Source organism: Paenibacillus sp. FSL W8-0194 (assembly GCF_037969745.1).
GTDB lineage: Bacteria > Bacillota > Bacilli > Paenibacillales > Paenibacillaceae > Paenibacillus_AQ > Paenibacillus_AQ cookii.
In genome coordinates this window covers 59,694-74,550 of sequence record NZ_CP150205.1, presented here as the reverse complement: position 1 = coordinate 74,550, position 14,857 = coordinate 59,694, and the positions used below count along the sequence as shown (strand labels likewise).

Below are 14,857 nucleotides of genomic sequence, written 5' to 3'. Positions count from 1 at the left end.
GAATGCGGTAAGAAAAGGTAAGACGGTGGGAATTGTCAAAAATCGGCGGAAGAGCCGTCATTAATCCGGGCTTAACGATCGGAGATAACGTCGTGTTGTTTTCCGGAGCTGTGGTAACATAAGATGTTCCGGACAACACAGTTGTCTGAGGGTATTGAAGCTTATAGTGAGGCCTTCGCTGCCGTCCATGCCGACACCCAAGTGATGCAAAGATTGCTTTTCATAAGAAGCAGCGATCGAAAAAGCAAAATCCGATTCCGCATAAAGGCAACGGAGGAATCGGATTTATTTTTACTTAAAAGGATTATAGGCTTCAGCAAAATTTAGATCATAGATGGGATCCGCCCGTAGCATCGATCATCTGGCCCGTAACCCATCGGCCGTCGACAGATGCGAGGAACGCAACAATGTCGGCAATATCCGAGGGTTCCCCAATGCGCCCCAGTGCAGATATTTCCGTTGCATACCGTTGTCCTTCCGGAGTATACAGCCAGGATGCGTTAACATCCGTATCGACGATACCGGGAAGAACCGCATTGACTGTGATGCCCCGTGGTCCAAGCAGCTTTGCCAGTTGAAAAGTGAACGTATTGATTGCTCCTTTAGTCAAGTTATAAGCCATCAATTCCGGCATAGCAATTTTAGTCACTCCGGAGGATATGTTAATGATCCGTCCTTCATCACGCAGACGGGACAACGATTTCTGTACGAGAAAAAACGGGGCTTTGACGTTAACGGCAAATACTTCGTCAAAAGATTCTTCCGTTGTTTCTTCAAGATTTTTTGAAGTACCGATGCCGGCATTGTTGACCAAAATATCAAAATGATGACTGCCTGTTCGCTCTACAAGCTGCTCATCTAGCGATTGAAGCAATTCTTGAACGCCTGCAACGGAGTTCAGGTTTGCGCCCACAGCAAATGCTTGCCCCCCGTTTGCTTCGATGGTACTAACCACTTCCTCCGCTGCAGCAAAGCGATTGCCGTAATGGACCGCAACCAGAGCCCCATCTTCTGCCAGCCGCAGCGCGATGCCCCGGCCAATGCCCCGGCTTCCTCCGGTGACTAATGCGACTTTTCCTTCCAAACGTTTCATTTGTACCACTCCTTATTGTTTGATTAATGACAATCTACACCCTCCACCATAGGGGAGAGTCAACACGTCCAAAAAAAAAAAAATCTTTCATCCTTCCTTTTGCACGGAACAATGAAAGATTCGTCTTTTTATATTTTTTCAATCGGAATGAGCAATTCAGCCCTCCGGAGTTTCCCATACAGATCTTGATCTGCCGTCAAATATATTTCCCGGATCGGTTTGGCTTCGCTTGGCCGATATCCGTTGGACGATATCCATGTCGCAAGCTCAGCCAATGCCGAACAGGAAGAATGATACGGGTCGCACCAATGAACCAGCGAGGCAGCTTGTTTTAATTCCGGCCAAAATTGAACGTTCACCCTGTCACTTCCCGGAATAGGCTTTGCAACGGGTAAAGCGACTTCCACATCGATCAAATCCTCTTCGTAGTCGTTGTTATGCCATTGAACGGTTAAAGAGCGGTTGTCATCCTCCTGATGCTCACGCACATATTGTTTAATTTCATCCAAAAGGAGACATAAGTGCGAGCGCGGGATCGTATCGCGAATGGATGCGACAAGCTGGGATTTTACGTTTCGAATGACGATCGGGACGGCCGGGGAAGGGTCGTCTAAATCTCGAATACGCTCCAGCCCCGAATTGATCTCCTTCAACCGGCTTTGTGCCTCCTCGATGAATTGCTGCAGTTCCAGCTGCTTGGCCGTCAAAGATTTTTTCACTTCCGCCGGCGAAACATCTTCAGCCAATAGGGACTTGATCTCTTCCAGCGTAAACCCCCGGTTCTTTAAATCGATGATTCTTTGCACGACTAACAGTTGTTCCGCTGAATAATATCGATAGCCGGAATTTGGGTCGATCGTGTCCGGTTGCAACAATCCCCGCTGATCGTAATAACGCAATGTTTTGACAGATACCCGGCTTAATTTAGAAAATGTACCGATCTTAAAAATCTTAAGCCCTCTCCTTTCTTTAGGTCGATTAAACCACTAATCATTTCATTCCAAGAAACCGATTTATATGACCCCTTGTATTCAAGCGATTGCTAATTACTTCGATCTTTCATTCAGCAAAACCTCTAACCGGTCTTTCGCCTTCTTTCATAGGGCAACGTTTAGGCCGAACTTCATGGAATGAAACGTAGACAAAAAGGTTCCATGGCAAGAGCGATCAAAAACACCGACGTAAAGGATGCGGATTCTCCAGCCCTTCATGAAAAGGCGAAATATGCACACATACAACAAAACGGACCTTTCCCCTGCCGGTGCGACAAGGAAAGATCCGTTTTGTTTTCATATCGAACCCTAACTAAAAAAGAAACATGTCGGCCCATCTTAATCGTATCGATAGACCCGCTTCAACCGGCTCCCCAAACGGCTTAGAATCTCGTTCGCCACGGTGCCGCACCGCGCGGCGATTTGGCCGGCCGTGATCGTCTCCGCCCCGTCTTGTCCGATGAGCGTGACCGGATCGCCCTGCCGGACGCCGGCGATGGAGGTCACGTTGACGGTCAGCTGATCCATGCAGATGCTGCCGACGATGCGCGCCCGCTGCCCGCGAATGAGCACGTACCCGCCATGTTCGGAAAGCGACCTCGGAATCCCGTCGGCATAGCCGATAGACACGGTCGCGATCCGAAGGTCGCGGGAAGGAATAAAGTTCCGTCCGTATCCCACCGGATCGCCGGCTTTTACCTCTTTCACTTGAGTCACAACCGACCTTAAGGAAAGGACGGGCCGCAAGTCGGCCTTCGTCCGCACCTCGTCTCCCTCGCGGCTCAGCAGTCCGTACAGCGCGATGCCGGGACGGACCAGATCGCAGCTCACCTCCGGGTAATTCAGGATGCCATAGCTGCTCTGGATATGCACAAGTCCGGGATCGATTCCCGCCTCCCTCAGCTGCCCGATCACCAGTTCAAAACGGTCCAGCTGCTGCTGCGTAAAACGGGTCTCGGCCTGCCCCAAACTGTCCGACATGGACAAATGGCTGAACGTCCCCGTTACGTTCAGGTGCGAAAACCTGTAACATGCCATGATCGAATCCGGGTCATGATACGGCACGCCCAAACGGTTCATGCCGGTATCGATTTTGACGTGCACGTTCAGCTTCACTCCATACGCATTCAGCGCCTCGCCGTATTCCCTGCTGACCATCGTTTGGGTCAGGCGGTAACGGGCAAGCTCGGGGGCTCGCTCCGGAGACGTGTAACCCAAAACGAGAATGTCGCCGCGTACGCCATGTTTGCGCAGGGCGATCCCTTCCCCGATCTCGGCGACGGCAAAGTGGGCAATGCCTTCCCGGCTCAGCTCCCGCGCGGCTTCAAGGCTTCCATGCCCGTAAGCATTCGCCTTGACGACGGCCATGATCCGGGATTGCGGCGGCAGCACCCGCTTCAGCTCCGCCGCGTTATGCCTCAGATGGGTCAGGTTGATCTCCGCCCAAGCGCGGTCGCCGCGGCTTGGGGCTTCTTTTTTTCCCGCCATCGGAATAAGGAGCATCAGCAGCCGGTCCATAAGAGCCGAAGTCTTCATCGGACGGCTTGCTCCTTCCCGAACCCCAGGCTTGTTCCATGTTCCGGACCGGCCGCGCCTCCTGGCCCCTTGCATTCATGAAAAATCGTGACGACGCATCCATTGACGTTGTTGCCTGAGATCTCCACTTTCGCACCCGGCTCCGTGCGGACGGCAATCTCGGTTCCTTCCTCCCCGACCTCCACGGCGAACATCTCGATCAAATGATCCTTGTACTTCTTGAAGAGATGCGGTCCGTCAGACCTAAACTGCCGCATATATTCGGTATACTCCTCAAGGCACATCCCGTATTGGTCCATGATGATCGCATGAGGCACGCCGACGTAGCGAAAATGCCACGGCTCGCAGGCGATATGGGTGAGATGTTCTTTCCCTTCCCGGTATCGCTGGATAAAACCAAACTCCGCGGCTCTCCGGCGGAATTCCGCGAATACGCCGTCCTCCGGAAACGACGGGCAGATGTAATCCACGCCCGCGTCCATTTCCCCGACGTCGACGGCCAGTCCGGTCTGGTGCTCGCTTTCGCCCGGCCGCGCGACATAGCTGGCCGTAAAAATCGGCCCGTTGGCTGCGTAAGACCGGTCATAAATGCGCTGCTGCTCCATCCGCGTCCGGTAACCGCTGACGATGCCGATGGCCTCTGCGCCGCCGCAGGCCGCAAGCAATGCCTTCAGCTGCCGCAGGCATGTCCGCTCGAGGCGCATGCAGGCTTCTTCCGTGCTTGCCCGGGCGATGCCCTCAACGGAAGCCAAATAACTGGAGTGGATCGAATGCTGCAGCGGATGTTCCCTGTTCACCAGCACTAAAGGTCCGCGATGGCCCATTTTCGGTTGCAGACGTATCGCTCGCTTAAGCATCATGCTCTTGCCTCCTTCGATAACGCAAGCTGGATCAGACGGTCCATCAGCTCCGGGTAGCCGATATGGCTTGCGCGCATCATGTTCGGGTACCGGCTGGCCGCCGTAAATCCCGGCATGGTGTTGACTTCGTTAAACACGATGCGGCCGTCCGGGCAGACAAACATGTCCACCCGGGCCAGGCCCGTGCAGCCCAACGTGCGGTAAATAAGCTTGGCCGCTTCTTTGATGCTGGCCGCCGCATCCTCCGAAATTCGGGCAGGCAGATGGATCGTGGACGTCGCAAGGGAATATTTCTCGTCATAGTCGAAAAATTCGCCGCGCAGCTCGATTTCGTCGATTTCGGCAATCAAGGGATCGGCAGCATGCCCAAGCACGGCGCAGCCGACCTCGAAACCGGAGACGTTTTGCTCGATGACCACCTTATCGTCATGCAACAAGGCGGACCTTATGCCTTCCATCAGCTCCAGCTTGTCGTAAGCTTTGGCGATGCCGAAGGAGGAGCCGGAACGGGCCGGCTTCACGTACAGCGGGAACCCTAGAGGCTCGGCCATTTTGACCACACCGTAGAGATCATCCCCGGCATGAACGACGATCGACTCCGCCGTATCCACGCCGGCCAGCTTCACCAGCTTGCTTGCGATGGACTTGTCCATGCATACCGCCGAAGACAACGTATCGCAGCCGACAAAGGGAATGCCCGACAGCTCCAGCAAGCCCTGCACCGTGCCGTCTTCGCCGTTTTTGCCATGCAGCACCGGAAACACGGCATCGACCGGCGTCACGCGGTATTCCGTGCCGACCAGCTCCACCAGCCCGGCCATGTCCCGGCTTGGCGGCAAAAATGCCGGAATGCAGCTGGAATGCTGCTGCCAGCGGTCCTCCCGGATGTCGTCCGTGCCGCCGCCGTACCGGAGCCACACGCCTTCTTGCGTAATCCCCACAAGCACCAAGTCGTACTTGTCCCTGTCCAAATGATCGATCACCGAAGCCGCAGACTGCAGCGATACGCCATATTCCGTCGAACAGCCGCCGAATAATACCGCGACCGTCGTTTTCCGCATTAATTTCATCAAGTTCTCCCCCGTTCATCGCTTCCGGACATCAGGCCTTCGCCGTTCCGCCCGCTTAAGATGTTTTTATTATAGGGAGGGGAAATTAAGCGTTTTGAAACGAAAAATAAACGTTGGTAAAGGAAAACTTAAGAAACCTAAAGAAAGGGAGCAGGCACTTTCGCCCGCTCCCCCAAGCTCCTTACTCCCCATAAAATGGACCCTTATTCCGAAGGCGCGCCAAACCTTCCACGTAATTTAAATAGTGGCCGCAGATCAGCGGCACGCCGATGTTTTGCCCCTGCGGCAGGTTGCCCGCGCCATCCAGAATCAACCCTTCTTCCTCCGGATCGTGCCATGTGCCGTAATTCCGGTAGAGCGACTCCAGCATCCGGATCGCCGGTTTCCGGTAGACGGGGCCTCTCTCGGCGTCTTCATTCCACTCTCCTATACCCTGAAGCGAGATGCTGAATGTCCATGAGAAACCCCTTCATCATTGTTGGGTTATACGGGTTGATTAGCGCGAGATCGAAGTCAAAATATCATTTTGGAAAAAGAGGTAATCGTCCGATCCATAGCTATGCTCATACACCCACATATCGGTCGTTCCCCACGAATAGATATCCCGGCTGTTGCGGCTGTACGGCCCCCAAGAGAGATACACCATGTCCGCGGTCATGCCGATGCTGATCGTTCTGTTTTTAATTTTATTCCAAGTCTCTTGCGAAAAATGGTATGTCGCATAAGGACTGGTCGTCAAAAACGACGAAGCGAAGTCATACTCGGGCAAATTCGCTTTCAGCGTTCGGCCTTTATAAAAAAAGTAAACGTTAACGTACGAATCCAGCAAGGAATCCCTCTCGACGTTGGTGATTTTGACGGCAGCCAAATGCTCAACTTGCTCGTTTACGAGGTTGCCGTATAGATCGTAAATCAGGCCGGGATCGAACAGCCATGCCGTCTTCCCGATATACTTGGCGTACGATTCGTACAGATCGTTGATCCCGACGTGAATGCGCACGTTTTGGAGGCTCACCGTAACCGTTTTGACGAAACGATCCCCGTAGTCCCGGTCGCCGTATTCAACGGACGTCTTCCCTTTCGTTGCGTCTTTGACCATTTGCAGCGGCACCATGAGCTTCCCGTTGATATTCTGCGCAGGCACGGCGTAGGAAGTCCCTACACCATTCACTTTGGCGTATTTGGAGTTTAGCTTTGATTGAACGGTCGTCCCTTTGTAAGAAATTTCGATTTCGTTTGTTTTGCTTACGGACAGCTGTCCCCCAGCAGCCTTCATAAACTCGGCGGCCGGAATGAGGGAGCTTCCCTTCAAAATGACTCCTTGCCCTTGAAGCGTACGTTCCTGAACGGCTTCGGCCCGTGCTGACGCACCGGCAAAGACAAACACCGTCAGCAGCGCCATCATGCTTAGAAAAATTCTTTTCAACCTTGATTCCCCCTATGTATGTTCCTGTGCGTATGCCCATTCAACGTACCACCTTTTTCAAAAGAGGTCCATCCAATTAATCCCATACGCGCTTTTTCGGGGGCCGTGCTTTGCAATCTCCCTGGTGATTCAGATTTTATTCAGAAGCATGATGTACGCTTAGGGTAACGCAGACTTTCCCGGAAGGCAACAGAGCGTCAGACCACCATAAACCGAACACAAACAAGTTTCCGATTGCGGAAGTCGGAAGGGCTTGTTGTGATTCGGAAGCATTCAAATGTCATCGCCTCGGCAGTGCTTCTCCCATCTCCCTCGGAATCATGTTTTTCCGCCGGAAAACCGACAGCAGCAGCCCTGCAGCGGCAAAATCGAAGACTTGCATCATACTGCTGTACCCTATGAAAGGCAGCACCTCGCTGACAATCGGGACGATGCCGAAGGACATGAGAATCGGCCAGAACATCCGGATGGCGAAGAGGCTCATGAATCCGACGACGATTCTTCTTGCATATTCGTCATGGATGAGGTCCCTCATTTTCCAGACCCGGACCATAAACCAGAACGCCAGCCCAGCGATGAGGATGCCGAATCCCCAACCGAAACAATAAATCAGATAAGGGAACAAGGAGTCGGCGTACACATAAGGGAGCGTATCCAGCCGAGCGGCAAATCCATGCCCGAACCAGCCCGCCGAAAGAATCGCCGCCTTGGTTTGAAGCAACTGATGGCTGCCCTCCCCCGCCGGATATAGAAACGCATGAAGACGATGGTATAATTGGCTGGCTTGAGTAAGGGCGAAAATGTATAAAGACAGCAGCGGAAGGGCCAGCAACAAAAATTGGGTGCCGCTCTTTTTTGTTTTCCAAGTCAGCAAGATAAAAGCAGCGAGATAGATTAGGCCGTAAAACCAGGAAGATCCTAAGGAAAACAACACAACGGGAAACACTCCCCTGCCGACCAGCTGAACAAGGTGCTCCGCTCCGCGCCAATCCTTAGCCGGCTTCATGCCCGCCAGCCCCAAGACGAGTATCGGAAGCGAAACGGCCATGATATTGACGCCAAACGGTCCAAACGCGAGAAACACTTTCCTTCCGTTGAGGTCGATCCCTGCAAAAAGGGTAAGCAACATCAGAAGTAACATGCCGTAAAACAGCACGGCCGAATGCTTTTGTAGTTTGCGGTAATCGATAAAGTAGAAAACCATCAGGAAGGCCATGCCCATAAGAGTAAACAGCACTTTATTTTCGACAAGCCTCGTGCCGAATTGCGGGTACATTCCCGATTGCTGGGCGGCAAACATTCCGAAAATGCCCAAAAGCGCCATCGCCGCTATAATAACAAACATCTTCCATTCCACGGCAGGCTTATGAGCCTGGTGCAGGTTGCGCCCAATCGCATCCGGGTCCCCCATCTGGCGGACCGCCTCCGCGGCAGCCTCTTCCTCGGGCATCCCTTCCTCAAGCAAAAGCTCCATTCGTTCCGCCACGTGGGATGTTAGCTCCTCGCGGATATCCGCATGCAGCTCCTTGGCGCGAACGTGTCTGCATACCCGGTTCAAAAATGCGGCAACGACCGCAAATTGTTCAAGCTGGTTCACGATGTTCCCTCCCCTATAACCCGATCCACCGCGGTCCGGAATTGTACCCACTCTTGCGTTTTTTCCTTCAGTTGGCCTCTGCCCCGGTCGGTAATGCGGTAATACTTGCGTTTGCGCCCGTCGTGCGTGCTCCAATAGGCATCCAGCCAACCTTCGGCCTCCAGGGAATGCAGGATGGGGTATAACGTTCCTTCCTTCATCGAAAATACCCCCTCCGAGCTTCGCTCGATCTCTTTGATCAGTTCGTAGCCGTACATTTCCTTCTTGTTCAACAACGTGAGCACTAAAATAGCGGTGCTGCCTTTAAGCAGCTCTTTATTGACTGCCATCCGACGATCTCCTTATACCTAGATTTACGATATATCGAATTACTATGTATATGAGTATATGTAAATAAACCATGAAATGCAAGAAGAATTCCTAAATAAGCGATCTTCAATAAGCCCCCTATATAAAGGAAGGTTTTCGAAAATTGTATAGGTTTTGTATAGGTCCGGTTGTCAAACAATTTTTAAGGCATATTGCAGAAATACAAAATTTATTGACGCAGCGGCTTGGGCAAAAGCGGATGAGGCGCAATTGATCGAAGCCGGAATTCTTCAAGGCAACGGGCCTGAAGTTCTGAGTCCGAAAGCGCCAATGACGCGTGCCGGAGTCACCGCGCTGATTGCCAGAATGCTGAAAACAACCGACATGATCGATAAATAATCGGCACTGCAAAAAACAACCATTGACCGGCTTTTCGGCAATGGTTGTTTTAATATCAGGATGTTTCAGCGTCTCCGATTCCGCGGTTCAGACCAAGTTCAGAAAATATTCAGACGGTTCTTGTATAATTCATTTGTTTACTCACTCTACTTGAATATACGCTCGTACGATAAATGGCAAACCCGCTTGAAAAACGGGGACGCAAAGCTACAGGGGCTAACGGTTTTGCCAGAGCAGCAAATGCCCAATGCCAGCCAGCTGCCGAATACGACGGGAATCTCCGTCCTATTTAGCATGCCTGCTGCTTGACGGAGGTTTTTTCTTTTTCCTGCATAACCGCAAGGAAGGCAATACGAATAAAGGTGGAATCAGGATGAGGGCTTTACTAGTCGACGATGAGCCATTAGCTCTGGAATATCTTAAAAAGAAACTTGAATACGATATCGGTGGCGTTAACGTCGTGGGCTTATGTTCAAATCCTTATCAGGTGGTTGGAGTTGCGGTCAAACAGCGACCCGACGTCGTCTTTCTCGACATCCATATGCCTGAAATGAACGGGCTTGAGCTCGGCGAACAATTGCAGGCTGCCGTTCCGCACACTGAAATCGTCTTCGTGACGGGCTACGACCAATATGCCGTACGCGCTTTTGAGCTTTATGCGCTGGACTATATTATGAAACCTGTGCGCTTGGACCGCTTGCGCCTGACCGTTCAGCGTTTGCGCGAAAGGCTTCAGGAAGATCCCGAAGCGTCCGGCAATGCGAAAACGCCGCTTTTCCTGTGCTTCAATCAGCTTCGGGTCCAGCTTCCCGGGATGGAGCCGCAAACGTTGAAGTGGCGCACGAACAAAGCGCAGGAGCTGTTCGCTTATTTGCTTCACCACCGCGAGCGTACGGTCGATCGCGGCACGTTAATCGAGCTTTTATGGCCCGATTTTGAAGTGTCCCGGGCGACCCAGCAGCTGTACACGACAATCTATCATATCCGCCAAACCCTGTCCAAGGCCGGTCTGACGATGATCCGCATCATCAAAGGAGAACTTGAAGCCGGATACCGGCTCACCATCGGGGGAGCCCGGGTGGACGTCGAGGAATGGGAACATCGGCTTAAGCGGTTAGAAGCTATAGACCTCACTAACGCGGAGGAACACGAGCAGGTCCTGGATCAGTTCGAAGGGAATTATCTGGGGGAATACGAGTACCTGTGGGCCGAATACGAACGGGAACGAATCCGGCTCTTGTGGCTGCAGCACGCGGAGAACCTGGCCCGGTTTTATATGGACCGCGGGAAAACGAAAGCAGCGATTCACGTGAATCTGCGCATTCAGCGGCAGCTCCCCGACCGGGAAGAAACGTATCTGACCCTAATGACGCTTTACGACAGCCTGGGCGACACAAGCGGCGTCGAAGAGCAGTACTGGCTCCTTGCCACCAGAATGCGGGAGTTGGAGCTTGCTTTCCCTCCGAGAATCTTGGCGTGGTATGAACAATGGAAACAGCAGACGCGCTGATTGCGGCAATCCCCCGAACGTTACGTTCGGGGGCGGATTTCAAGCTGTTTTTCGTTTACAGCCGCGGATCGATCTCCCGTTCCTGGCCGACCTCGAACAGCAGATTGGCGGCGATTTCCTGATAGGCCTGATGCTGAGGGGAAATCTCCCCGAATTTGACTTCAAGCATCCGCACGCCAAGCCGATGTTCGTTCAAGGATGTCCGCAGCTTGCGCATAATGCTTTTTTGCTTCATCAGCTTGCGGTATTTGTGCGGGAACCGGTAATCGTAGCCGTATACGATCGTCAAATAGTCGGGATTGCGCACCTTCATGTAGGGCACCGTCCGGCCATTCCACGTCTCCGGCTTGATGACGACTCCTTCCATATGCTTTTCCGTGGTCAGCTTGCCAAAAAAGCTTTCGGCCCGGGCGTCGCTATCCGGATCGGACAAATCCAGCGCGATCGCTTCATCCTCCGAAAGGAAACGGTACATCTCCGAGGTGCTCCATGCCGGCAATTGCTCCCGCCCATCGTCGTATACGATTTTCAACACGGCAAACGGCTTATACTCCATTTCCGCATCTTCCGCATACAGCTCCAGCTGCTTCTTATAGACTTCGTACGCCCGGACATGTTCGGCAAGCGGCACGCTGCTCTCCCGGACGTCATGAAGGTGCTTATAGGTTTGATAAACGCTGGCGCCGTATTTTTCGCTTAAGACGATTTTGGCGGTACGGTATTGGTCCTGCTCGAACCCGCTGGCATCGTATTGTTCCGTCAGCTGTTGCAAAGCCGGCTCGAATCCGTTATGCCGCAAAAACGCCAGCTCCGTTTCCAGCGCTTTTTCGATCGGCTTGAACTGGCGTTCGATCAGCCCTTCTCCGAGCGCCTTCCACGGCAGCAATTCCCCGTCGAGCAGCAGCATGGCGATCCCGTTTTGCTTCATATATCCGCCGAACCGATCCAGAAGTTTCCGATAAATCTCCGTCAAGTCCGCCTGCTTCACCTTATAGCCGTTCCGGCTGACGGCAAAACATTGCTCCGGTTCCTGATGCAAATAGACGTTGCAGCGGGAGCCCATATATTTCGGCTGCAAAACAACCTGCCGGACGCCGTGTTCGCGGAAGTAATCCAGCCCTTTTTTCAGCGACTCCAGCTCGTTTCTTTCCGGATCCTTGTCCGCGGGGGACATCGTGCCGGAGATAAAGTTAATGCGATGGCGCGAACAGTAGTGAAGTCTGCGAATTTCTTCCTCGCCCAAATCCTGCACGGAAACCTTGCGCTCTTCCCGGAACAATACCGGCAGTTCTTCCGCCATCGCGGCCGTGCGCGATGAATGCGACTTCATGAACGGCTTGAACGTGATCATGACAGACGTCAGTCCATTTCCATGGACGGCCCCGGTATCGATATGGATTTTGTTTCGGATGCGGAAAGCGCGTTTCGCGGCGATATGGCCGAAAATATGGTACGGATGGTTCCCGACCGCTTCCTCCTGCAAAAACGACAGCTGCCCTTCCAGCGGCGCTTCGCGATCGATCCGCAGGTTGCGCTGATGGCGGACGGCATTTGCGTCCAGCTTGCCGATATATTTCTTTTTGCACGGGGCATGGGTCACGTAATAGGATGGGCCGTTCAAGCCAAGATAACGGTAAAACGGCTTCGCCCTCGATACCAGGCACTCGAATTTGTCCCAAAGTTCCGGATCGGCCCGCAGCGTCCCGACGGAATCGAAATACGTGCGAAGCAGCTCCGGATCCGCGCCGTTGATTTCGCCCCGCACATATTTGTACACGAAATTTTCGTGGTTCCCCATCACAAACAGGAAATGCTCCCGGTTATCATGCAAAAATTCCACGATTTCCTTCGTTTTTTTCCCTTTGTCGATCCAGTCACCGGCCAAGATGATTTTCGCGTCCCGCACCCGGTCCCCGGCGATCAGCTTGCCTGCCTCGATCCGGTACCCGTAGCTCAGCAGCAGCCCCTGCAGTTCATCCACGCGTTCATGGACGTCGCCGACGATGATATACTGCCGATTTTGCGGCAGCACCGTATCCAGATAGGCGTCAAGATCCTCGATCACCACGCTGTATTCGGGATTCCGTACGCCCACCTCCGGCCGGTAAAAATCCTTCGCGCGCACTTTATGGATTTGGTCGTACCCCTCGCGGGCAAGCGCTCCGAGCACCTCCTTTTTCAGGCGGTTGATATGTTTCGTGATGAGCCGCTTCGAACGTTCCGAGGCGTAATAATCCTCCCGTTTCCGGTAATCGAACACGATGACTTCCAGATGGTAATGGTTGCGGCGGGCAATATCCTTGACCTTGGCGCGGAAATCCTCGGCCAGCCCGGTCGTATCGACGACGACGAACTCCGCGTTGACGGGAAACGTCGTCACCATGTTCAGCTTCTCGAACAACAGGTGAAACGCCTGCTCGCTTGCCTCCAGCATCACCTGGTCGTATTTATCGTAGTCATGCCCGAGCACCTCCTGCCGGATTTGGTCGGAAGACAGGTATTGAATATTCGCTTTGATGTTTTTATCCGCGTCTTCAAACCGCAGTCCCGGCATGAGGACTTCCTTGGCAAAGGTCGTTTTGCCGCATTCCGTCGAACCGACGAGCATGAAGATCGTATGCATTTTCGTCCGGATTTCCATGATTCATTAAACCTCCTTTTTCTTCAGGATGGCCCCCTGCGTCGTGCGGATGCCGTCCACCTCGTCCCCGATGTCCACGAATTCGCATGAAAGGCCCGCGTCCCTGATCACATCAAGCAGCCACAGCCGGAACGCCTCCCGCCCCATCTCCCATTTGTGGTCGTTGTGGCGGAAACCCGCAAGTCCGTAAAACCGGTTAAAGTCCTTGTTCGGCGTCGTGATTACAAAATGGCCGAAATCGACCTCTTGCCCAATCTGGCGGATCAGCTCCCCCGCCTCCCCTTCGCTCATGTGCTCGATCACTTCGGTCAAAATGACGTCCACCCGCTCGCCGCTGTATTCCGCGAGGAAATGGCCGATCGATCCAAAAGCCGCAATGTTGGCGATCTGCTTCGATTCCGCTCTGCGCGTCATTTTGTAAAGCGCCTCTTCGTCGACGTCGACCGCATAATACGTGCCGTCGATTTTGCCGGCGAACGGAAGAGCGTAAAAGCCTTCGCCGCAGCCCACATCCAGAATGGATTTGTCGAAAGGCAGCACGCCCCCGATGAAATTCCGCCGCTGCAGCGCCGTTCCCCCGTACGCAAATTGAATGCTGTAGCGGTCCGTTTTTTCGAGCTCGGCTTTGTATCGGCCGAACCGTTCCTTGGACGACAAAAAGTTGCGAACGAACAGGCTCCGGATGTAAAACGGCGCGTCGATGACGTGCATGCTCCGGATGTACTTCTCCAGCACCTTTTCGGAGATATCGATGTATTCGTTGCCGAACATGGACAGGAACAAACATAATACGCTGACCACATGCAGAAGCTGATACAGGCTTTTTTGCGTCGTGACGGTTAACGAATAGCTTTTATGCGCCAGATGGTCGGTCGTAAACGTAAATTCCGGAAGATGTTTCGCAAAAAAATCGATATAACGCGTCAACTCGATATGGATCATCGGAATGTAAAAGGTATGTTCATAGCCTTCCGCATCCCGTTCGTCTTGCGTTTTCAGCGGGGCCGAAAAAAATTCCCCGATTGCGTTCAGCGGAAATAAAGGCGTATGATAGCGCGAAACGTTAAGATATTCGAAAGTCTCCTGCTGGTGCTGTTTATAGGAAATTTCATTGTCCGCGTCCTTGAAATAAACGTTATACGTGCTTTCATCGGTATACCAGCCGTACGCGATTCCCTGACGGATGCTCCGCAGCATCATGCCGGAACCCGGATTTTTTTTGATGAGATACGAAAATTGCGGATTGGTCGATTTTACTTGAACGATTGCCATCGGTAACTCCCTCCTGTGCTGTTATCATCGCGTATTTCCGGCCGCGCGAACATGGCGGAAGTATTACGACAGGAAAAAAGTTTGGCATTTTCCCCATCTCCATCCACTGATACAATGAAAGGAGCATTTTTTACGGAAGAAGGGAAAAACGG

General features: G+C 52.9%; 13 protein-coding genes, 1 pseudogene and 1 riboswitch. Of the genes and pseudogenes, 3 read left to right on the top strand and 11 right to left on the bottom strand.

All coding sequences use genetic code 11. The features are described 5' to 3' along the window. Positions 1-41: 41 nt before the first annotated feature. A pseudogene (locus MKY58_RS00320) lies at positions 42-122 on the top strand (acetyltransferase); the annotation flags it as partial. A 206-nt stretch (positions 123-328) separates the two neighbouring features. On the opposite strand, the gene MKY58_RS00315 reads toward MKY58_RS00320, so the two are convergent. From MKY58_RS00315 to MKY58_RS00275, 9 genes are all read right to left on the bottom strand, one after another. Continuing rightward, complete coding sequence (locus MKY58_RS00315) at positions 329-1,093, bottom strand: SDR family oxidoreductase (protein ID WP_339322962.1); 765 nt, start codon at positions 1,091-1,093, stop codon at positions 329-331. Positions 1,094-1,221: 128 nt separating this feature from the next. Beyond that, complete coding sequence (locus MKY58_RS00310; RefSeq protein WP_339325002.1) at positions 1,222-2,034, bottom strand: MerR family transcriptional regulator; 813 nt, start codon at positions 2,032-2,034, stop codon at positions 1,222-1,224. A 390-nt stretch (positions 2,035-2,424) separates the two neighbouring features. Further along, positions 2,425-3,621, bottom strand: a complete 1,197-nt coding sequence (vanT, locus tag MKY58_RS00305; RefSeq protein WP_339322961.1) for a serine racemase VanT catalytic subunit — start codon at positions 3,619-3,621, stop codon at positions 2,425-2,427. Further along, positions 3,618-4,481 carry a D-alanyl-D-alanine carboxypeptidase family protein gene (locus tag MKY58_RS00300; protein WP_339322960.1) on the bottom strand — a complete coding sequence of 288 codons (864 nt, stop codon included), beginning with the start codon at positions 4,479-4,481 and terminating at the stop codon, positions 3,618-3,620. The genes vanT and MKY58_RS00300 overlap by 4 nt, the downstream gene beginning before the upstream one ends. Continuing rightward, the gene (gene vanG, locus MKY58_RS00295; RefSeq protein WP_339322959.1) at positions 4,478-5,551 is read right to left on the bottom strand and encodes a D-alanine--D-serine ligase VanG; all 1,074 of its coding nucleotides are present in this window, start codon (positions 5,549-5,551) and stop codon (positions 4,478-4,480) included. The genes MKY58_RS00300 and vanG overlap by 4 nt, the downstream gene beginning before the upstream one ends. Before the next feature lie 181 nt (positions 5,552-5,732). Then, complete coding sequence (locus MKY58_RS00290; RefSeq protein ID WP_339322958.1) at positions 5,733-5,921, bottom strand: hypothetical protein; 189 nt, start codon at positions 5,919-5,921, stop codon at positions 5,733-5,735. Between the two features lie 126 nt (positions 5,922-6,047). Further along, the gene (locus MKY58_RS00285) at positions 6,048-6,977 is read right to left on the bottom strand and encodes a stalk domain-containing protein (protein WP_339322957.1); all 930 of its coding nucleotides are present in this window, start codon (positions 6,975-6,977) and stop codon (positions 6,048-6,050) included. A gap of 280 nt (positions 6,978-7,257) precedes the next feature. Continuing rightward, positions 7,258-8,574 (bottom strand): FtsW/RodA/SpoVE family cell cycle protein, encoded by a 1,317-nt coding sequence (locus MKY58_RS00280; protein WP_339322956.1) that lies wholly within the window; start codon positions 8,572-8,574, stop codon positions 7,258-7,260. Continuing rightward, positions 8,571-8,903, bottom strand: coding sequence for a helix-turn-helix transcriptional regulator (locus MKY58_RS00275; protein WP_212950562.1), 333 nt, complete (start codon positions 8,901-8,903; stop codon positions 8,571-8,573). Before MKY58_RS00275 ends, MKY58_RS00280 begins: the two co-directional genes overlap by 4 nt. 250 nt (positions 8,904-9,153) lie before the next feature. Between MKY58_RS00275 and MKY58_RS00270 the strand changes: the two genes are divergently transcribed. Further along, complete coding sequence (locus MKY58_RS00270; protein WP_339322955.1) at positions 9,154-9,282, top strand: hypothetical protein; 129 nt, start codon at positions 9,154-9,156, stop codon at positions 9,280-9,282. Positions 9,283-9,447: 165 nt separating this feature from the next. Beyond that, a riboswitch (cyclic di-GMP riboswitch) is annotated at positions 9,448-9,548 on the top strand. A gap of 107 nt (positions 9,549-9,655) precedes the next feature. Next, entirely contained in the window at positions 9,656-10,792 is a 1,137-nt protein-coding gene (locus tag MKY58_RS00265; protein WP_339322954.1) for a response regulator, read from the top strand. A 55-nt stretch (positions 10,793-10,847) separates the two neighbouring features. Here MKY58_RS00265 and MKY58_RS00260 read toward each other — a convergent pair whose 3' ends face one another. Continuing rightward, the gene (locus tag MKY58_RS00260) at positions 10,848-13,433 is read right to left on the bottom strand and encodes a metallophosphoesterase (protein ID WP_339322953.1); all 2,586 of its coding nucleotides are present in this window, start codon (positions 13,431-13,433) and stop codon (positions 10,848-10,850) included. Between the two features lie 6 nt (positions 13,434-13,439). Next, the gene (locus MKY58_RS00255) at positions 13,440-14,705 is read right to left on the bottom strand and encodes a methyltransferase domain-containing protein (protein ID WP_339322952.1); all 1,266 of its coding nucleotides are present in this window, start codon (positions 14,703-14,705) and stop codon (positions 13,440-13,442) included. Between the last annotated feature and the right edge of the window lie 152 nt (positions 14,706-14,857).

Coding starts and splice junctions, on each gene's coding strand:
- MKY58_RS00315 (WP_339322962.1), bottom strand. CDS start 1,093: ATGAAACGTTTGGAAGGAAAAGTCGCATTAGTCACCGGAGGAAGCCGG.
- MKY58_RS00260 (WP_339322953.1), bottom strand. CDS start 13,433: ATGGAAATCCGGACGAAAATGCATACGATCTTCATGCTCGTCGGTTCG.
- MKY58_RS00275 (WP_212950562.1), bottom strand. CDS start 8,903: ATGGCAGTCAATAAAGAGCTGCTTAAAGGCAGCACCGCTATTTTAGTG.
- vanG (WP_339322959.1), bottom strand. CDS start 5,551: ATGAAATTAATGCGGAAAACGACGGTCGCGGTATTATTCGGCGGCTGT.
- MKY58_RS00300 (WP_339322960.1), bottom strand. CDS start 4,481: ATGATGCTTAAGCGAGCGATACGTCTGCAACCGAAAATGGGCCATCGC.
- MKY58_RS00265 (WP_339322954.1), top strand. CDS start 9,656: ATGAGGGCTTTACTAGTCGACGATGAGCCATTAGCTCTGGAATATCTT.
- MKY58_RS00255 (WP_339322952.1), bottom strand. CDS start 14,705: ATGGCAATCGTTCAAGTAAAATCGACCAATCCGCAATTTTCGTATCTC.
- vanT (WP_339322961.1), bottom strand. CDS start 3,621: ATGAAGACTTCGGCTCTTATGGACCGGCTGCTGATGCTCCTTATTCCG.
- MKY58_RS00290 (WP_339322958.1), bottom strand. CDS start 5,921: ATGCTGGAGTCGCTCTACCGGAATTACGGCACATGGCACGATCCGGAG.